The sequence below is a fragment of the Uliginosibacterium sp. 31-12 genome (assembly GCF_030548425.1).
GTDB classification, from domain to species: domain Bacteria; phylum Pseudomonadota; class Gammaproteobacteria; order Burkholderiales; family Rhodocyclaceae; genus Uliginosibacterium; species Uliginosibacterium aquaticum.
The window spans coordinates 248,833-267,015 of record NZ_JAUOOA010000006.1 but is presented as its reverse complement, the minus strand read 5'-3'; the positions used below and the strand labels follow the sequence as shown (position 1 = coordinate 267,015).

Below are 18,183 nucleotides of genomic sequence, written 5' to 3'. Positions count from 1 at the left end.
GTGTGTCCTAGCGGATGGACAGCACCCGTTCGGGGTGCAGGCGACCGAGGCCAGCATCAACGAGGGCCTGGAAATTGCCGCGCAGGCGGCCGGCGTAATCCTTGCGGCGATTCAGGCGCAGCGAGTTGAACAGGTTCGAGGCCAGGTTGCGGGCCGCCAGGCGGGCGCCGAAGCTGGTCCGCATGCTGCCCTTGCGGATCAGGTAGACCGGATTGGCGATTTGCGAATAGCCAAAGCGCAGGCCGCTGGTGCGCGCGCCTTGAACCCCCATGTGCACCCCGCGGCAAGCCGGCTCGCACACCAGCTTGCCGTAGCGGCGGGCGCGGCCGGCAAAGTCGATGTCTTCCTGCCAGCCGTAGAGCGGCAGCTTCTCGTCGAAGCGTTGGGCAATCGCGATGGGGCCACGATAGGCCATGTTGCAGCCATAGAGGCCGTCGACCAGCTCGGTCAGCTGCTTGCCATGGGCCCAGTGGGATTCCGGCGCGCGTTTGCCGAGCAGGTAATCGCGCGCGGTCTGCTCGTCGTAACCACTGGAGTGGATGCCATCGGCGAGCAGGTTGCCGCACAGGCCGACCACCTCTGGTGACTGCGCGAAGCGCTGGGCGCAAGACACCAGCCAGTTGCTGGCCGGGCGGAAGTCATCATCGAAGAACGCCACGAACCAGTCTGCCGGCTTGAGTTCATCGACCAGCGCGGCAAGGCGATCGAGGCCAGCGTTGCGCTGCAGGGTCAGGCCGGCGCGCCCGCACACGAGAACTTCTGCCTGCCCGCCATGCACCAGCGGATGGCTGCCGAGGCCCGCCACGTCGGCCGCGTCGGCGCCCACCACCAGGGTGCGCAGCGGCAGATGGCTCTGTGCCGCGATGTAGCCGAGCAGGTTGGCGGTTTCGACCGGACGGCCCTTGGTGGCGACGATCACGAAGGCTTGTGGCAGCGGGTTCTGGATCATGGGGTTTTCTCGCTTTCAGGATCGAGCAGGCGCTGCAGGATGCCCATGCGCCAACTGGTGAGCAGCAGCATGGCGGCCACCGCCAGCTCGCCGCCGACACGCGCGGCAGCCATGCCCAATGCGCCCCAGGCAAGGCCGGCCGGGATGGCGCAGAGCAGGCTGAGGCCGGCGCCGATGAGGGTCACGCGGGTCAGCAGACCTTCGCGGTGCTGTGGCACCAGCACATAGGCGCCGATGATCTGGTTGATGGCGGCCAGCGGAAACACGATGGCCAGCAGATGCAGCACCGGGACGCTGGCCTCGAAACCGGCGCCGAAGATCAGGCGCACCACCCAATGCCCCAGCAGCAGGCTGGCCACGAGGCCTGCGAGGCCGATACCGCCCAGCAGCAGGGCGGCCTTGCGCACCATGCGGAAGGCCGCGCCCTCGTCGTGCAGGAACAGGGCCGTGATGCGCGGCACGAAGATCTGGCTGGCCGGGCCCATCACGCTGAGGCCCACACTGACCAGGCGTTCGGCGGCGCCGAAACTACCTACTTCGCTGCCGCTCGAGAGCAGGCTCAGCAGGTAGGTGGAAGAGGCCACCAGCAGGGTCGAGCTGCAGGTGTACACGAACAGGGTGCTGCTGCTGCGCACCAGCGCCAGCCCGGCTGCCGGCGAGAAACGCGCCGGGCTGATCTCGTGGCGTACCCACCAGTGCGCCAGGGCCAGGGCCAGTACGCCGGAAACCAGCAGGCAGGCCAGCACCACCCAGGCATCGCCGGGCGCGCGCACCAGGCTGAGGATCGGGATCAGGCTCAGTACGAAGCCCAGCACTTCCAGCTTCACGGTGTGACGCGGGCGCTCGCTGGCCGTGAAATACCAGCCCAGGTTGTAGGCCGAAACGATGCCCAGCAGCACCGCACAGACGCCGATCACAGGGTGGCTGGCGAGGATCGGCGAGGCCAGGGTGGCGACGATGCCACCACCGAGGGCCAGGGTCGACAGCAGGGCGCGTGCGGACACGTGCTGCCAGAAAATGCCGCCATAGCCGCTGCGCGGCGCGGTGGCGATCTCGCGTCCGCCGGCCGGTACGAAGCCCCAGCTGACGAAGAGCCACACCATGTTCATCAGCGACATGGCGGCCAGCACCTGGGCATAGCCCTCCACGCCGAGCACCCGTCCATAGAAAGGGGTGAGGATCAACAGGTAGAGGTAGCGCAGTGCATAGGCGAGGTACACGAAGAGTAGATCGGTGTGTTGCGAGGGCAGGGCGCGCGCGTTCATGGCTGGCCGCTCCGCTGCGTTGGAGCGGCTGGGGTGATGCAGGCTGGTGCTGTGCCCGGACATGGCGTCGGCCTCATGAACGCGCGCACGCCGGCGCAGTGGCGGGGCGCTCGAGGCTGAGCTTGCCGGCACCCTGCACCGCCGGGTAAGCATCCCAGCGCGCGACCAGGGGCCCCTTGGCATCGCGGAACAGATAGGCCATGGCTGCGCCACTGCCGCTCTGGGTGCTGAGCGGGCAGACATAGCGCGCCTTGCCGAGCTTGGCGTGGAGATCGCGGAAGGCGTAATAGGCCGGGCGCGGGCGGCTGTTGTTGTCGGTCAGGCCCATCGGCCCGTCCACCGAATCACGGGTACTGAACCAGCAGGTCGCCTCGGCACCGGTGGCGGCCCCCAGGACCATAGCCCGTGGCAGGTAGGTGGCCACGGCCTCTTCACTGAGCGGGCCGAGAGGCGCTTTCTCGCCGACTCCCCAGCCCCACTCGGTGATCCAGATTTCGGGGCGCTTGCCGAGTTTCTGACTGCCGAACTCGCGCAGGCGGCGCATCGCCGAGCCGAAGCTGCGGTCCGGGTCTACCACCTGGTAGGGGCGGGTCCAGTCGGTGTCATAGGTCACGGCGGTGAGTTCCGGGATGTCGCCGCCGGTATAGGGGTGGATCGCGAAGCCATCGATCTGGCGTGTCAGCCCGCGCGCCAGGAAGTGGTAGTGGATCACCCACATGTCATCGTCGGTGATGACCCGGATGCTCGGGTCAAAGAGTTTGATGCGCTGGGTAGCCTCGTCCACCATGCGCAGGTAGTGATCCACCCAGGGCGAGGGCGGTGCGCCATTCCAGTTGCCGCCGAATTTGTGGAAGAGATCGTTGTGTGGCTCGTTCCACAACTCGATCACGAAGCGCAGGCCCTGCGTGCGCAGGCGTCGCGCCATCTCGGCAGCATAGCGTCCGTAGGCCACCGGATCGGCCGAGTTGCCGGGCTTGGCCGGGGTGTTCGGATAGGCCTGCGGATTGTCGTAGGCCAGCAGCATGACCAGCCCGATGTCGTGCTGGCGATAGAAATCCAGGCGCTGTTGGAACTCCGGCGGAAAGGCCTGGTACTGCCCCGGCCGCTTTTCGATATCGAACCAGGCGACGGTGTCGCGCACCCACTTCACGCCCAGATCGGTGAGCATCGGCAACTCGGAGAGCGGCTGCCCCTGCGAGAACTTGGCGGTCACGCACAGCGTGTCCTCGAAGCGCTCCGGCGCGGCATGGGCGGGGCCGGCCGCCACCAGGCAGCACAGGCCCAGCCAGGCCAGCCAGCCAGCAGGGAGCGAGCGGCGCTGGTTCATGCACGACTCACTCGACAGAGCGCGTGTGCGGAATCACGGCCACAACCGGGCTGGCCGGAGCCGGCTCGGCAGCGGCACTGGGTGCTTGCGGGGCGCGCGATTGCGACAGGCTGGTGGCGACCATGAAGCCAAAGCAAGCCACGCAGGCAACCAGACAACGGATGATGATGTTCATGAGAGTTCTCCTTGAAACGAGGGGGTAGAGCCTGTTCTTGACGACGTGTTGTTCAGTAAGCGGCGCTGTCTTTTGCGACCAGGCCGACGGTGCGCAGGATGATTCGCAGGTCCAGGCTCAGCGACCAGTTGCGCAGGTATTGCAGGTCGTAATAGATGCGCTTGCTCATGTGCTCGAGATCGTCGCCGCCGCGATAGCCATTCACCTGAGCCCAGCCGGTGATGCCCGGGCGCACCTTGTGGCGCACCATGTAGCCGGAGATCACGGTGCGATATTTCTCGTTCACCGCCACTGCGTGCGGGCGCGGGCCAACGATGCTCATGCGCCCCTGCAGCACGTTGATGAATTGCGGCAGCTCGTCGAGCGAAGTCTTGCGGATGAAGGCGCCAACCTTGGTGACGCGAGCATCGCCCTTGCTGACCTGGGTGTAGGCCTTGTCGCCGTCTTCGGTGACGGTCATGGAGCGGAACTTGTAGACGATCACTTCCTTGCCATCGAGGCCGTAGCGGCGCTGGGCAAAGATCACCGGGCCGGGCGAAGTGAATTTCACGGCCAGGGCCACGCCCAGCAGCAGTGGCGAGATCAGCAGCACGATCAGGCTGCCCAGAACCAGATCCTCGGCGCGCTTGATGATGCCGTTCACGCCTGTGAAGGGGCTTTCGCAGACAGCCACTGCGGGCATTCCGCTGACATGCTCGACGCGGCCCTGGATCAGTTCGGTCACGAACAGGTCCGGCACGAAATAGACCGAGGCGGTGGTGTCGCGCAGGCTCTGCAGCAGGGCCAGGATGCGTGGCTGGGAGGCCATCGGCAGGGCGATGTAGATCTGATTGACGGCGTTTGTCTTGACGTAGCTGGCCAGATTGTCGATGGCGCCGAGTACCGGGCGATCACCGATGTGATGGCCCATGCGTTCGCGCGGGCGGTCGTCGAAGAAACCCAGAAAGCGTGAGCCGGCGTAGCGATCCTGCTCGAAGTGGGCGGCCAGTTCCACGCCGGTATCGTTGGCGCCCACGATGACGACCCTCGAGGGGTCATGGGCCAGCACCCGCAGCAGGCTCTGGCGTGCAATTTCGTGCGAGGCGAGCAGGGCGGCAAGGGTGGCGAGCTGCCAGGTCAGGATGATGTCGCGGTCGTAGAAGTCCAGATAATCGGTGACATAGCCGATGAAGTAGAGCGTGGCGCACAGCACCAGCCAGGCCAGGCTGGCCTTCAGCGCCATGCGCCAGCGGCTCTCCGAGATGCGCAGGATGCCCGGAAAGAGCAGCAGGAAGGTCAGCAGGGAGAGCGCGAAGTAGTGGCGATCGAAGCTGCCCTCGTGTGCCAACACGCTGATGATCAGGGTGACAACCGCCAACACCGGGCCGAGCAGGGTTTCGATCAGCCCAACCAGCGGGAAGCGCGAGCGCAGATTGTCGGTTTCCCCGGACCAGGAAATGGACGACGCGGCAGCTTGCATGGTGGGCCCTCCGTGTGGGATTCACCGTTTTTGCCATGCCCGCATGACACTTGTGCGACGATCACACAGGGGCGGAAGGGCAGGTAAACTTGTTCCAGATCAAGCACGGGTTGTGCCACGCAGCATGGATGCATAGGGATCTATGCGCCGAGTGAGAAGCCCCAGCGCGCGCCAGCTTGGGGAAATCCCGGATTGCTGCCCGGAAGGGCGTGTTGTGCAGTGCGGAACTATTTCACGGAAATAGCCGCTCTAAAAAAGAGGTTTTTGCGCAAGCCTGGTGCTTGGCTGCACGGAAGTGTGCACTTCGGGCGTTTTTAAGAACCTGCTCAGGGCGTGTAGTCGAGGGCATCCTGTGCATGGACGCCCCCCCGCTGCGAGCCCGCTAACGGACGCTCAGGCGGCCGCGAGGCGCTTCAGTTCCGGATAGTCCACCTTGCCCGAACCCAGCAGCGGCAAGGCGTCGAGGTAAACAATACGACGCGGTACGGCCAGCTCCGGGCTGCCCTTGCTGCGAGCCGTGGCGAGGAGTGTTTCGCGCGCGAGGCCGGTGGCCGTGGTGTAGAGCAGGATGGTTTCGCCGCGCTCGTCGTCGCTGAGCGCGATGGCGGCATGCTGGCCCTCCGGTGCAGCCTCGCCAGCCAGCAATTCCACGGCGCCGAGCGACACCATCTCACCGGCCACCTTGGCGAAGCGTTTGACACGGCCCAGTACATGCACGAAACCCTCTGCGTCGATCTCCACGATGTCGCCGGTGTCGTACCAGCCCGGGCCGATTTCGGAGTGCGGCGGCTGCAGGATGCCGGGCGCGTCATGGCGCAGATAGCCGCTCATGAGGTTGGGGCCGCGCACATGCAGCTGGCCGCTTGGCTGGCCATCCTTCGATTCCACGCCGGGCAGGGGCTGGATGCGGTATTCGATGCTGGGCAGGAACTTGCCGACACTGCCCGAGCGATAGGCCATCTGGGTATTCACGCTGAGCACCGGCGCACATTCGGTGGCGCCATAGCCTTCGAAGATGCGCGTGCCGAACTTCTCAAACCAGGCCTGGCGGACGCTATCGGTGATCTTCTCGGCGCCGGCCACCACGTAGCGCAGGCGGTAGAAGTCGAAGGGATGGGCGTGCTTGGCGTAATTGGCCAGGAAGGTGTTGGTGCCGAAGAGAATCGTGCAGGACGCGTTGTAGGCCAGCTCCGGGATCACCCGGTAGTGCAGCGGCGAGGGGTAGAGAAAGACCTTGGCGCCGCATAGCAGCGGGATCATGCCGCCGCAGGTGAGGCCGAAGCTGTGAAAGAGCGGCAGGGCATTGACAATCACGTCATTGACCGAGAAATCCAGCACCGAGCGCAGCTGCGACACATTGGCGAGGATCGCGCGGTGCGAGAGCACCACGCCTTTGCACTTGCCTTCCGAGCCGGAGGTGAACATCACCACCGCCGGATCTTCCGGGCGCGAGGCAGGCACCGCGGCAAGCGGCCGGTGGCGGGCGAAGCACAACCACCACAGGCGGTCAGCGAGGCTGACTTCGCGGCGCAGGTCTTCAAGGTAGATGAATTCCACGCCCTGCAGGCGGGCGAGTTTGTCGCCGAGCTTGAACTGCTCGATGAATTTGCGCGAAGTGATGATCTGGCGGATACAGGCAGCGCTGCAGGCGGCCTGCATGCCGTCCACGCCGGCAGTGTAATTGAGCATGGCGGGCGGGCGGCGGAAGGCGCCAAGGCCGAAGACCAGCGCCAGCAGGGCCGCCACATTTGGTAGCAGCACGCCGAAGCGTTCATTCTCGGCGCTACGTGCGGCGAGTTTGCGGCCCAGGACCAGTGCGGTGCGCAGGATGTCGCTATAGGAGTAATCGACATGTTCCACGTCTCCCAGGAGGCGCCAGTTGCGGCCCTGGATGCGGGCTGCTTCGAGCAGGGCTGCAAGCAGGGTCTGCTCAGCGCGGCCGGCGAACATCAGGTCGGTCATCACCCGGTGCATGGCCTGGCCAGCCAGATAGTGCTGCTCGCCGTGGGCCGCCTTGGCGGTTTCGATGAGTGTTGGTTCCTGCACGAAGAGGCGGATCTTCGGGAACAGCGAGCGCGAATAATGGCCCTGCAGCAGCGAGAAGTAGCTGCGCGCAGCGCCCTCGATGCGAACCGGCAGGAGGGTGGCACCAGACTTGGCGGCGATGAAGCCGGGTCCGTCGTAAGTCTTCATCAGGTTGCCGGTGGTGGTGATACGGCCTTCGGGGAAGATCAGCACCGGCCGGCCGGTTTCGATCAGCCGGATCACCGTTTTGAGTTCCATCGGGTTGTTCGGATCGATGGTGAGGTAATCGACCAGGCCGCGCGCGAAGAAGCGGAGCACACGGCTGCAGCTCGCCGAGCTGTATACGACGACGACCGGCCGTTGCGGCAGGAACAGACCCAGCAGCAGCTCGTCGAGGAAGGATTCGTGGTTGGCCACGATCAGCAGGCGCTCTGCGCGGATATCGGCTTCGCCATGTACCTGCACCCGGAACACGAGGCGGAACAGTGGGCGCAATAGGCCCTTGAGGATCAGACGCAGCATCGGGTCTCCAGCAAATTCTGTTTCAAGCCGCACGCTGCGATGGCGGGCGGACGGGTGTCTCGATGTAGGTGCGACTTCAGTCGCACACCGGGGCCGGCGGCGAACTTAAGTTCGCCCTACGAAACTTGCTCAGGCCGTTTCGGCCCATTGTTTGAGGGTCACATAATCGGTCTTGCCCGAACCGAGCACGGGCAATTCGTCGACCACGACAATCTTGCGCGGCACCGCGATCTCCGGCGAGCCGGCGCTGCGTGCGGCGGCCTGAATCAGGTCACGGGTCAGCATCTTGTCGGTGGTGTAGAGCAGGATGTTTTCGCCGCGCGCCGCATCGGGCTGGCTGGTGGCAGCATGCACACCCTTGTCCGATGCCTGCAGGGCCAGGCGTTCGACGACTTCGAGCGAGATCATCTCGCCGGCCACCTTGGCGAAGCGCTTGAGGCGGCCAACGATGAACAGATAGCCATCGGCATCGATGTCCACAATGTCGCCGGTGTTGTACCAGCCGCTGCCCAGCTCGGAAGAGGGCGGTTCCAGCACACCTGGATTGTCGGCGCGCAGATAGCCGCTCATCAGGTTCGGCCCGCTGACATGCAGTGCCCCGCCCAGCTCTACGCCCGGCACCGGCATCAGCCTGGCTTGCATGCCCGGCAGAAGCTGGCCCACCGATCCGGTCCGATACGCCATACGGGTATTCACGGCGAGCACCGGCGCGCACTCGGTCGCGCCATAGCCCTCCAGGATGCGAATGCCGAATTTTTCGAACCAGTTCGTGCGCACCGTCTGGGTCAGCTTCTCGGCGCCGGCGATCACGTAGCGCAGGCGATAGAAATCATACGGGTGGGCATGCTTGGCGTAATTCGACAGGAAGGTGCTGGTACCCAGCAGGATCGTGCAGTTGCGGTCATACACCAGCTCGGGGATGACGCGGTAATGGAGCGGTGACGTATACAGAAATACGCTGGCGCCCGAAATCACTGGCAGCAGGCCGCCCACTGTGAGGCCGAAGGAGTGGAACAGCGGCAGGGCGTTGAGCAGCTTGTCTTCCGAGGAGAAGTCCACCACCGCACGCGCCTGCTGGATGTTGGCGAGGATCGCGCGGTGCGACAACACCACGCCTTTGGGCTTGCCTTCCGAGCCGGAGGTGAACAGCACCACGGCCGGATCTTCGGCATTACCGCCGGGCGCAGCCAGGGCCGGGAAGCGCAGCGCCCAGAGGATCAGCCAGGCCTTGTCCCAGGCCGTCATCTCGGCTTTGAGGTCTTCCAGATAGATCAACTCGTAATGCTGTTCGAGTACTGAAATCTTGTCTTCCAGCTTGGCCTGTTCGATGAAGCCGCGCGAAGTCACGATGCGGCGGATGGTTGCCGCCTCGCAGGCTGCCAGCATGCCTTCCGCGCCTGAGGTGTAATTCATCAGCGCCGGCACCCGGCGGAAGGCGGACAGGCCCAGGATCAGGCCAAGGGTTGGGGCCAGATTGGGCAGGAGCACCCCCACGCGCTCACCCTCGGCGCACTTGCGGCCAACCAGGCGGCCCAGTGCGAGCGTCATCTTGAGCAGATCGCCATAGCTGTACTCGATCTGCTTGATGTCCTCCACCAGCCGCCAGGAGCGGCCATGGATCGAGATCGCAGACAGCATTGCCTCGAACAGGGTCTGGTTCGGCCGGCTGGCGAAGATCATTTCCTGCATCAGGCGGCGCATGGCCTCACCGGCCTTGCGCCGGCGCTCACGGCTGCTGCCTTCGGAGGGCCACTCGATGCGCGTGGTCGGCTGGATCGAGATCGTGATGCGCGGGAAGAGCTGATGCGGATGCTTGCCGGAGAGGCGCGAGAAATAGGTGCGCGCTGCGCCATCGATGCGCACCGGCAAGATGGTGGCTCCGGTTTTGGCGGCCACGAAGGCGGGGCCGTCGTAGGTCTTCATCAGACTGCCGGTGGTGGTGATGCGGCCTTCGGGAAAGATCACGACCGGGCGGCCGCTGTCGATCACGCGGATGACGGTTTTCATGGCCATCGGGCTGGTCGGGTCCACGGCCAGGTGGTCAACGGTCTTCAGCAGCAGGCGGAAGAACAGGGTCCGGGCCACTCCGGTATGGACTACGAAGAGTGGACGTTGCGGAAGCGTGATGCCCAGCAACAGGCCGTCCAGGAAAGACTCGTGGTTGGCGATGATCAGCAGCTTGCTCGACGAGACGCGCGGATTGCCGCGCACCTCGATGCGGAACAGCACGCGGGCGATGGCCCGCAACATGGTGATACCAATGCGCTTGCCCAGCGTCATTGAAGGACTCCCTCAGTCTTGTCAGGAACTGCACAAACTGCGACGCAGTCGTGACTTTCAGCGCGCGACTTTAGCGCAAACTCCGGCGTATGGCTGCGCTGCACCGCAGCAAGCGCGGATCGCCGCAATTCTGGCAGCCGTCCTCACCTGTGCAGATGCCCGCACATTTTGAAATCTGGCCTATCTGTTGCTTTACGAGTTCCCGTTGCGGTGCTGCGTTTGCGTCGCAGCGGGGCTGTGCTTGATTTATGTCGAAAGTGGAGTGGTGAATTGCCTGAAAAGTAAATGCTGTTGCGCACAATCAAGGCGGATTTGTAAAAAATGTCGAACGACTCTTCTGGCGGGCCGAGCCTTGATCTAAAAGACCTTCGCTTGGCTAAAGCAAAAAACATCAAAACTGTTAGGGGTTTGCCGCGGTGCCGCATGATTGACTTGCCCCAAAGACGCTCCTAAGATGGCGCGGCTCTAGGCTGTAAAAGCCCTACTCGCCGCATTGGTCAAGGATGTTGAAGCTCGTAGCCCTGCAAGCACTTGCAGCCCTGATCGGCGTTGTAGCAGCTGCCCTGCTATTTGGTTTGCGCGGCGCAGCATCGGCAGGTTTCGGAGCTCTGGTCTGTGTGTTGCCGACGGCCGTATTCGCGCTCTGGTTGCTGCGAGCGACGAAACGCACGGGCCAGGCGCAAACAAGCGCATTTTTTACGGGAGAAGTGCTCAAGACACTGCTCTCGTTAGTGATTTTGGTTCTGGTGGCGGCCTTGTATCCGGGCGTTCATTGGGGCGCACTGGTGATGGGTCTGATCATCACCCTGCAAGCGAATTTTTTGGCTTTTTTGGTGAAACCTTGACATGGCTGCTGAACACGACGTCGCCCAGCGCACCGTAACTGCGGGCGAATACATTGCTCACCACCTGACCTTCCTGAACGGAACGGGTGCTGCCCAGAAGAATCTGGTCGATTTTGGCCTGATCAATTATGACACCGTGTTCTGGGTGGTTTTTCTGGCAGTACTTGGCGGCTTCGTTTTGTGGCTGGCCGCGCGTCGCGCCTCCTCCGGCGTGCCGGGGCGCTTCCAGGCCGCCGTTGAACTGCTCGTCGAAATGGTGGGTGACCAGGCCAAGGGGCTGATTCACAGCGCCGAATCGCGTAAGTTCGTGGCGCCGCTCGGACTCACCATCTTCGTCTGGGTGTTCCTGATGAATGCCATGGACTTCCTGCCGCTGGATCTGATTCCGCGCATCTGGGAAGGCCTCTATGCCGGTATGGGTCATGATCCTCACCATGCCTACATGCGTGTTGTGCCGACTGCAGACATCAACGCCACGATGGGCATGTCCGTCACTGTGCTGCTGATCTGCCTGTACTACAACGCCAAGATCAAAGGCATTGGCGGCTGGGCCCACGAGCTGGTCAGCGCGCCCTTCGGCACCAGCAAGAATCCTATTCTGGCCGTGGTGCTGGGTCTGGTGAACTTCGCCATGCAGCTCATCGAATTTGCAGCCAAGACCATCTCGCACGGGATGCGTCTGTTCGGCAACATGTTTGCCGGCGAACTTATCTTCATGCTGATCGCTCTGATGGGGGCTGCCTGGACTGGCGCAAACCTGCCGAGCATTCTGCTGTTCTTTGGGCACTTCGTTGCCGGCTTTGCCTGGGCTGTATTCCACATCCTGGTCGTGGTGCTGCAGGCCTTCATCTTCATGATGCTGACCCTGGTGTATGTCGGCCAGGCGCACGAAAGCCACTGATTTCCAGTTTTACCCACCCTTTCAACGCTTCATCAATCACTTACGCTTAGGAGTCAACATGGAACAAGTTTACGGTCTCGTCGCACTCGCTTGCGGTCTGATCATCGGTCTGGGCGCTATCGGTGCCTGTATCGGTATCGCCCTGATGGGTGGCAAGTACCTCGAGGCATCCGCACGTCAACCCGAGCTGATGAACGCCCTGCAGGTCAAGATGTTCCTGCTGGCTGGCCTGATCGATGCCGCGTTCATTATCGGTACCGGTATCGCCCTCTGGTTCGCGACCTCCACGTTCCTGAAGTGATCTTTCCTGATCGTTTCACTCTTCATCACCAGGAAAGGAATCTGCCGTGAATCTGAACGCAACCTTCATTGCGCAGATCGTGGTGTTCTTGACGTTCGTTTGGTTCACGATGAAATTCGTGTGGCCGCCGATCGTGAAGGCCCTCGACGAACGCGCAAGCAAGATCGCTGACGGACTTGCTGCGGCGGACAAGGCAAAGAACGATCTGGCTCTGACCGAGAAGCGTGTTGGCGAAGAATTGCGCAAAGCGCGCGAATCTGCTGCTGATGTACGTGGCGGGGCCGAAAAGCAGGCTGCAGTCATCGTGGAAGAAGCACGTGCCGAAGCGGCGCGTATTGTTTCTGCCGCGCGTGAAGCCGCCCAAGGCGAAGCTGCCACTGCTGCCCAACGCGCCCGCGAAGAATTGCGCGCCGAAGTGGCCGCACTGGCTGTTGCGGGTGCCGAGCGCATCCTGCGCCGCGAGATCGATGCCCAGGTCCATGCCGAGCTGCTGACCAACCTGAAACAGGAACTTAACTGAGCCATGGCCGAAAACGTCACCCTTGCGCGTCCTTACGCCGAGGCCGTCTTTGCGCTGGCGCGGGATGCGAGCGCGCTCGCATCTTGGGGCGAACTGCTTGAGCGTCTGGCTGCCGTAGCGGCCGATGCGCAGGTCAGCGAATGCCTCGGCGACCCGCGTTTTGCTGCTGCCCAGCTGACCCAGCTGTTGCTGGAAAGCTCGGGTGTGCAGGCCTCGGTCGAGCAGGCCAACTTCGTACGTGTCTTGGTTGAAGCCGAGCGCGCACAAGTCCTGTCCGAGATCAGCGAGGTGTTCGGTCAGCTTAGGGATGCCCATCAAGGCGTCAAGGACGCAGTCGTGACTTCCGCTTTTCCCTTGGACGACGCAGCCCTGGCCCGTCTGTCTGCCGATGTGGAGGCGCACTTCAAGTCGAAAGTGCGCGTTACCGTGCAGATTGATCCGGACCTGATCGGTGGTGTGCGTATCGCCGTGGGCGACGAAGTGATCGATGCCTCCGTGCGCGGCAAGCTTGCCGCCATGGCCGCCGCGCTACAGAACTAGGAGCACATTCATGCAACTCAATCCTTCTGAAATCAGCGATCTCATCAAGAGTCGCATTCAGAACCTGCAACTCGGCGCGACTGAACGCAACGAAGGCACCGTGGTCTCCGTGACTGACGGGATCTGTCGCGTGCATGGCCTGGCCGACGTGATGCAGGGCGAAATGCTGGAGTTCCCGAACAACACTTTCGGCCTTGCTCTCAACCTTGAGCGCGATTCCGTGGGTGCCGTGGTACTCGGCGAATACACTCACATTTCCGAAGGCGACACGGTCAAGTGCACCGGCCGCATTCTGGAAGTGCCGGTCGGCCCCGAGCTGATTGGCCGTGTGGTCAATGCACTGGGTCAGCCGATCGATGGCAAGGGCCCGATCAACGCCAAGCTCACCGACAAGATCGAAAAGGTCGCTCCGGGTGTGATCTGGCGTAAGTCGGTGTCGCAGCCGGTGCAGACCGGTCTGAAGGCTATCGACTCGATGGTGCCGGTGGGCCGTGGCCAGCGCGAGCTGATCATTGGCGATCGCCAAACGGGCAAGACCGCCGTGGCAGTCGACACCATCATCAACCAGAAGGGCAAGAACCTCTTCTGCGTGTATGTGGCGATCGGCCAGAAGGCTTCCACCATCAACAACGTGGTGCGCAAGCTGCAGGAACACGGCGCGATGGAATACACCATCATTGTCGCTGCCTCGGCTTCGGATTCCGCTGCGATGCAGTACATCGCGCCGTACGCCGGCTGCACCATGGGCGAGTATTTCCGCGACCGTGGCCAGGATGCGCTGATCGTTTATGACGATCTGACCAAGCAAGCCTGGGCCTATCGCCAGATCTCGCTGCTGCTACGCCGTCCGCCGGGCCGCGAAGCCTATCCTGGCGACGTGTTCTACCTGCACTCGCGTCTGCTGGAGCGTGCCGCACGAGTTTCGGAAGAGTATGTCGAGAAATTCACCAACGGCGAAGTCAAAGGTCAGACCGGTTCGCTGACCGCTCTGCCTGTGATCGAAACCCAGGCGGGTGACGTGTCTGCCTTCGTGCCGACCAACGTGATTTCGATTACCGACGGCCAGATCTTCCTCGAAACCGACTTGTTCAACGCCGGTGTTCGTCCCGCTATCAACGCCGGTATCTCGGTATCGCGTGTGGGGGGGGCGGCTCAGACCAAGGTCGTCAAGAAGCTCTCCGGCGGTATTCGTACCGACCTTGCGCAGTATCGTGAGCTGGCTGCCTTTGCGCAGTTCGCTTCCGACCTGGACGATGCAACCCGCAAGCAACTCGAGCGTGGCCGCCGCGTGGTGGAGGTGCTCAAGCAGGCTCAGTACGCACCGCTGCAGACCGCTGAAATGTCTGCGACCCTGTACGCGATCACCCGTGGCTATGCCGACGATGTCGACGTCAAGAATATCCTGCCCTTCGAAGCGGCCCTGCATCAGTATTTGCGTGGCAGCCAAGGCGAATTGATGAGCAAGATCGATTCGAGCAAGGATCTGGACGCTGACGCTGAAGCCGTGTTGAAGGCCGCGATCATCGAGTTCAAGAAGAGCTGGAACAACTGATCAGGACACATCATGGCTGGCGGAAAAGAAATCCGGACCAAGATCAAGAGTGTTCAGAGCACCAAGAAGATCACCAAGGCCATGGAGATGGTGGCCGCATCCAAAATGCGCAAGGCGCAGGAAAAGATGCGGCACGCCCGTCCCTATGCCGAGAAGGTGCGTCGTCTGGCGGCTAACCTCTCGAATGCCAACATCGCTGATTACAAGCACCCCTTCCTGACTCCGCGCGAGACGGTGAAGGGGGCTGGCCTGATCCTTGTCACGACTGACAAGGGTTTGTGCGGAGCGATGAACACCAACATCCTGCGGATGACGGTGAACAGCATGCGGGAATGGCAAGCCGAGGGTGTGAAGAACATCGAGGTCACGGCAATCGGCAATCGGGGCTACGGCTTCATGCAGCGCATGGGTGCAAAAGTGGTTTCGCACCTGGTCCACATCGGTGATACGCCGCATCTGGACAAGCTGGTGGGCCCGGTCAAGGTGATGGTCGATAAGTATCTGGCCGGTGAGGTCGATGCGGTCTATATCGCTTACACCCGATTCATCAACACCATGCGCCAGGAACCGGTGATCGAGCAGCTGCTGCCGCTGACCGGTGAGCGCATGGGGGCGCCTGCACACTCCTGGGATTACTTCTACGAACCGGATCCTCAGACCGTCATCGACGAGCTGTTGCTCCGCTACCTGGAAGCCTTGGTGTACCAAGGGGTCGCGGAAAATATCGCGTCCGAGCAGAGTGCCCGCATGGTGGCGATGAAGGCTGCAACCGACAATGCCGGTAACGTCATCAAGGAACTCCAGCTGGTCTACAACAAGACCCGCCAGGCTGCGATCACGAAAGAAATTTCGGAAATCGTCAGCGGCGCCGCAGCGGTTTGAATTTAGTTATTGAGGATATGACAATGAGTCAAGGATCCGTTGTTCAGTGTATCGGCGCCGTGGTGGACATCCAGTTCCCCCGCGAAGCCATGCCGCGCGTGTACGAAGCCCTGGTGCTCGACGCTGCTGAAGAAAACGCGCTGGTGGAGAAGGGTCTGACCTTCGAAGTCCAGCAGCAACTGGGTGACGGCATCGTCCGCACCATCGCCATGGGCTCTTCTGACGGCTTGCGCCGTGGCATGAAGGTCAATGCTTCCGGCAAGGGCATCACGGTGCCGGTCGGTCACGGCACCCTGGGCCGCATCATGGATGTGCTCGGTCGTCCGATCGACGAAGTGGGCCCGGTGGAGTGCGACGAGCGTCGCGAGATTCACCAGCCGGCGCCTAAGTTCGACGAGCTGTCGCCTTCCGTGGATCTGCTCGAAACCGGCATCAAGGTGATCGATCTGGTGTGTCCGTTTGCCAAGGGCGGCAAGGTTGGCCTGTTCGGCGGCGCCGGCGTGGGCAAGACGGTGAACATGCTGGAGCTCATCAACAACATCGCCAAGCAGCACAGCGGTCTGTCGGTGTTTGCCGGTGTGGGTGAGCGTACCCGTGAAGGCAACGACTTCTACCACGAGATGGCTGAAGCCGGGGTCATCAAGCTCGACAACCTGAAGGAGTCCAAGGTTGCGATGGTGTTCGGTCAGATGAACGAACCCCCGGGCAACCGTCTGCGCGTCGCACTGTCCGGCCTGACCATGGCCGAGAAGTTCCGTGACGAAGGCCGCGACATTTTGTTCTTCGTGGATAACATCTACCGCTATACCCTGGCCGGTACCGAAGTGTCCGCACTGCTCGGTCGTATGCCTTCCGCCGTGGGCTATCAGCCGACGCTGGCTGAAGAAATGGGCAAGCTGCAGGAGCGCATCACCTCCACCAAGGTGGGCTCGATCACTTCGATCCAGGCCGTGTATGTGCCTGCCGATGACTTGACCGACCCGTCGCCTGCCACCACCTTCCTCCACCTCGACTCCACCGTTGTGCTGTCGCGTGATATCGCTGCCCTGGGTATCTACCCGGCGGTTGATCCGCTCGACTCCACCAGCCGCCAGCTTGATCCGCTGGTCGTTGGCGAAGAGCACTACAACGTGGCCCGTGGCGTGCAGCAAACCCTGCAACGCTACAAGGAACTGCGCGACATCATCGCGATTCTGGGCATGGACGAACTGGCTCCGGAAGACAAGCTGGCTGTGGGTCGTGCTCGCAAGATCCAGCGTTTCCTGTCGCAGCCCTTCCACGTGGCCGAAGTGTTTACCGGCTCGCCCGGCAAGTACGTCAGCCTGAAGGACACCATCAAGGGCTTCAAGGGCATCGTTAACGGTGATTACGACCACCTGCCGGAACAGGCGTTCTACATGGTCGGCACCATCGACGAAGCCATCGAGAAGGCCAAGACGCTGCAATAAGGGATGGATAAGGGGGAGAGATAAGGACTGGCTTGGCGCCTGACCTTATTCTTCCCTCTGACCCTTCCCCCTTCCCAAGGGGTAAAAAATGGCAATGACCGTACACGTCGATGTCGTCAGCGCGGAAGAGGAAATCTTCTCCGGGCTGGCCGAAATCGTCTCCCTGCCGGGCGAGTCGGGCGATCTGGGCATTCTGCCCGGGCATGCTCCGCTGCTGACCCGTATCCGTCCGGGTACGGTGCGCATCAAGCTCCCGAACAAGAGCGAAGAGGAAGTAATCTTCGTGGCGGGTGGCATGCTTGAAGTTCAGCCGAACCTGGTCACCGTGCTGGCGGATACCGCAATCCGTGGCAAGGATCTGGACGAAGCCAAGGCAATGGAAGCCAAGAAGCGTGCTGAAGAGCTGATGACGGCTCGCCAGGGCGAAGTCAATTACGCCGCTGCACAGGCCGAACTGGCCGAAGCGATTGCTCAGCTGGCTGCGATCGACAAGTTTCGTCATCGCACGCACTGAGCGCAGGCGGAACGCTGTAGCAGACAAAGGCACCTTCGGGTGCCTTTGTTGTTTCAGGGGAGGCGCTTTTCGAGTTTCTGCAGGCGAGTGAGCAGTTCTTCCAGCCTGTTGCTGAATGCGTTCATCTCGTGTTTACCGACCAGTGTGGCGCCCGGCGCGCGCAAGGCGTCGAGTGCCGAGCCGGCGAGGCTCTGCCCGGCCTTCAGCGTGTGGCGGCTCAGGCTGGCAGCAGTCTGCCCGAGTCGATGTGCTGCGACGTCACCGATCAGCGGTGCGAAGTGCCCGGCCAGATCGGGGCGCAAATGCTGCAGCAGCAGCCCCACGCTTTCTGCGAAGCGCGCGTTGCCCTCGATGTGCGCAGCCTGACGCAAGGCCTCCGGCCCATCGAAGAGTTGTGTCAGCACATCGGCGGCAATGCTCAGGCTCAGATCCGCAGGCGCATCCTTGCTCGCGGCATGCAGCATGCCGCTTTCCGTGACGGTGAAGCGTAGCGACAGGCCCCCGAGTTGCAGCGCCGCCGTCTGGCCGGCGTGTGGTCGCAGCAGGTCGGCAGCCCAGCGCTCGGCAGCTAACAAAAGATTGATCAGGGATAGCGGCAGGGCGTCGAACATGGCGGTGACAGAAATGAAAACGGCCACCGGAGGATACCCCGGTGGCCGTCTGGATGGCGCGTTCTTG

General features: G+C 62.5%; 17 protein-coding genes. 9 read left to right on the top strand and 8 right to left on the bottom strand.

Annotated elements, in window-relative coordinates:
• Window positions 1-7: 7 nt before the first annotated feature.
• From Q3Y64_RS13375 to aas, 7 genes are all read right to left on the bottom strand, one after another.
• Complete coding sequence (locus tag Q3Y64_RS13375) at window positions 8-949, bottom strand: glycosyltransferase family 2 protein (RefSeq protein ID WP_303562544.1); 942 nt, start codon at window positions 947-949, stop codon at window positions 8-10.
• Window positions 946-2,277: an oligosaccharide flippase family protein gene (locus Q3Y64_RS13370; RefSeq protein WP_303562542.1), complete on the bottom strand. Its 1,332-nt coding sequence runs from the start codon at window positions 2,275-2,277 to the stop codon at window positions 946-948. The genes Q3Y64_RS13375 and Q3Y64_RS13370 overlap by 4 nt, the downstream gene beginning before the upstream one ends.
• A 10-nt stretch (window positions 2,278-2,287) precedes the next feature.
• On the bottom strand, window positions 2,288-3,541 hold the full coding sequence (locus Q3Y64_RS13365; RefSeq protein WP_303562540.1) for a hypothetical protein: 1,254 nt from the start codon (window positions 3,539-3,541) through the stop codon (window positions 2,288-2,290).
• Window positions 3,542-3,548: 7 nt separating this feature from the next.
• Window positions 3,549-3,716, bottom strand: a complete 168-nt coding sequence (locus Q3Y64_RS13360) for a hypothetical protein (RefSeq protein WP_303562538.1) — start codon at window positions 3,714-3,716, stop codon at window positions 3,549-3,551.
• Between the two features lie 52 nt (window positions 3,717-3,768).
• Window positions 3,769-5,175: an undecaprenyl-phosphate glucose phosphotransferase gene (locus Q3Y64_RS13355; protein WP_303562536.1), complete on the bottom strand. Its 1,407-nt coding sequence runs from the start codon at window positions 5,173-5,175 to the stop codon at window positions 3,769-3,771.
• 393 nt (window positions 5,176-5,568) lie between these two features.
• Window positions 5,569-7,722: an AMP-binding protein gene (locus tag Q3Y64_RS13350; RefSeq protein ID WP_101940756.1), complete on the bottom strand. Its 2,154-nt coding sequence runs from the start codon at window positions 7,720-7,722 to the stop codon at window positions 5,569-5,571.
• Between the two features lie 129 nt (window positions 7,723-7,851).
• Window positions 7,852-10,002: a bifunctional acyl-ACP--phospholipid O-acyltransferase/long-chain-fatty-acid--ACP ligase gene (gene aas / locus Q3Y64_RS13345; protein WP_173893961.1), complete on the bottom strand. Its 2,151-nt coding sequence runs from the start codon at window positions 10,000-10,002 to the stop codon at window positions 7,852-7,854.
• 503 nt (window positions 10,003-10,505) lie between these two features.
• On the opposite strand from aas, the gene Q3Y64_RS13340 reads away from it, so the two are divergent.
• From Q3Y64_RS13340 to Q3Y64_RS13300, 9 genes are all read left to right on the top strand, one after another.
• The gene (locus Q3Y64_RS13340) at window positions 10,506-10,847 is read left to right on the top strand and encodes an ATP synthase subunit I (RefSeq protein ID WP_101940757.1); all 342 of its coding nucleotides are present in this window, start codon (window positions 10,506-10,508) and stop codon (window positions 10,845-10,847) included.
• 1 nt (window position 10,848) lies between these two features.
• Window positions 10,849-11,748, top strand: a complete 900-nt coding sequence (gene atpB, locus Q3Y64_RS13335) for a F0F1 ATP synthase subunit A (RefSeq protein ID WP_303562531.1) — start codon at window positions 10,849-10,851, stop codon at window positions 11,746-11,748.
• A gap of 58 nt (window positions 11,749-11,806) precedes the next feature.
• Window positions 11,807-12,049, top strand: a complete 243-nt coding sequence (gene atpE / locus Q3Y64_RS13330) for a F0F1 ATP synthase subunit C (RefSeq protein WP_101940759.1) — start codon at window positions 11,807-11,809, stop codon at window positions 12,047-12,049.
• Between the two features lie 46 nt (window positions 12,050-12,095).
• Window positions 12,096-12,569, top strand: a complete 474-nt coding sequence (locus Q3Y64_RS13325; protein WP_101940760.1) for a F0F1 ATP synthase subunit B — start codon at window positions 12,096-12,098, stop codon at window positions 12,567-12,569.
• A gap of 3 nt (window positions 12,570-12,572) precedes the next feature.
• Window positions 12,573-13,109 carry a F0F1 ATP synthase subunit delta gene (locus tag Q3Y64_RS13320; protein ID WP_101940761.1) on the top strand — a complete coding sequence of 179 codons (537 nt, stop codon included), beginning with the start codon at window positions 12,573-12,575 and terminating at the stop codon, window positions 13,107-13,109.
• Window positions 13,110-13,119: 10 nt separating this feature from the next.
• Window positions 13,120-14,661 (top strand): F0F1 ATP synthase subunit alpha, encoded by a 1,542-nt coding sequence (gene atpA / locus Q3Y64_RS13315; RefSeq protein WP_101940762.1) that lies wholly within the window; start codon window positions 13,120-13,122, stop codon window positions 14,659-14,661.
• A gap of 12 nt (window positions 14,662-14,673) precedes the next feature.
• Complete coding sequence (atpG, locus tag Q3Y64_RS13310; protein ID WP_101940763.1) at window positions 14,674-15,543, top strand: F0F1 ATP synthase subunit gamma; 870 nt, start codon at window positions 14,674-14,676, stop codon at window positions 15,541-15,543.
• Window positions 15,544-15,566: 23 nt separating this feature from the next.
• The gene (atpD, locus tag Q3Y64_RS13305) at window positions 15,567-16,991 is read left to right on the top strand and encodes a F0F1 ATP synthase subunit beta (protein WP_101940764.1); all 1,425 of its coding nucleotides are present in this window, start codon (window positions 15,567-15,569) and stop codon (window positions 16,989-16,991) included.
• Between the two features lie 88 nt (window positions 16,992-17,079).
• A complete protein-coding gene (locus Q3Y64_RS13300; RefSeq protein WP_101940765.1) occupies window positions 17,080-17,505 on the top strand; it encodes a F0F1 ATP synthase subunit epsilon in 426 nt (141 codons plus the stop codon).
• Window positions 17,506-17,558: 53 nt separating this feature from the next.
• On the opposite strand, the gene Q3Y64_RS13295 is transcribed toward Q3Y64_RS13300, so the two are convergent.
• Window positions 17,559-18,143 carry an SCP2 domain-containing protein gene (locus tag Q3Y64_RS13295; protein WP_303562527.1) on the bottom strand — a complete coding sequence of 195 codons (585 nt, stop codon included), beginning with the start codon at window positions 18,141-18,143 and terminating at the stop codon, window positions 17,559-17,561.
• Window positions 18,144-18,183: the final 40 nt, after the last annotated feature.

Coding starts and splice junctions, on each gene's coding strand:
- Q3Y64_RS13320 (WP_101940761.1), top strand. CDS start 12,573: ATGGCCGAAAACGTCACCCTTGCGCGTCCTTACGCCGAGGCCGTCTTT.
- Q3Y64_RS13350 (WP_101940756.1), bottom strand. CDS start 7,722: ATGCTGCGTCTGATCCTCAAGGGCCTATTGCGCCCACTGTTCCGCCTC.
- Q3Y64_RS13355 (WP_303562536.1), bottom strand. CDS start 5,175: ATGCAAGCTGCCGCGTCGTCCATTTCCTGGTCCGGGGAAACCGACAAT.
- atpE (WP_101940759.1), top strand. CDS start 11,807: ATGGAACAAGTTTACGGTCTCGTCGCACTCGCTTGCGGTCTGATCATC.
- Q3Y64_RS13340 (WP_101940757.1), top strand. CDS start 10,506: ATGTTGAAGCTCGTAGCCCTGCAAGCACTTGCAGCCCTGATCGGCGTT.
- atpB (WP_303562531.1), top strand. CDS start 10,849: ATGGCTGCTGAACACGACGTCGCCCAGCGCACCGTAACTGCGGGCGAA.
- Q3Y64_RS13300 (WP_101940765.1), top strand. CDS start 17,080: ATGGCAATGACCGTACACGTCGATGTCGTCAGCGCGGAAGAGGAAATC.
- Q3Y64_RS13375 (WP_303562544.1), bottom strand. CDS start 949: ATGATCCAGAACCCGCTGCCACAAGCCTTCGTGATCGTCGCCACCAAG.
- atpA (WP_101940762.1), top strand. CDS start 13,120: ATGCAACTCAATCCTTCTGAAATCAGCGATCTCATCAAGAGTCGCATT.
- atpG (WP_101940763.1), top strand. CDS start 14,674: ATGGCTGGCGGAAAAGAAATCCGGACCAAGATCAAGAGTGTTCAGAGC.
- Q3Y64_RS13365 (WP_303562540.1), bottom strand. CDS start 3,541: ATGAACCAGCGCCGCTCGCTCCCTGCTGGCTGGCTGGCCTGGCTGGGC.
- aas (WP_173893961.1), bottom strand. CDS start 10,002: ATGACGCTGGGCAAGCGCATTGGTATCACCATGTTGCGGGCCATCGCC.
- atpD (WP_101940764.1), top strand. CDS start 15,567: ATGAGTCAAGGATCCGTTGTTCAGTGTATCGGCGCCGTGGTGGACATC.
- Q3Y64_RS13360 (WP_303562538.1), bottom strand. CDS start 3,716: ATGAACATCATCATCCGTTGTCTGGTTGCCTGCGTGGCTTGCTTTGGC.
- Q3Y64_RS13370 (WP_303562542.1), bottom strand. CDS start 2,277: ATGTCCGGGCACAGCACCAGCCTGCATCACCCCAGCCGCTCCAACGCA.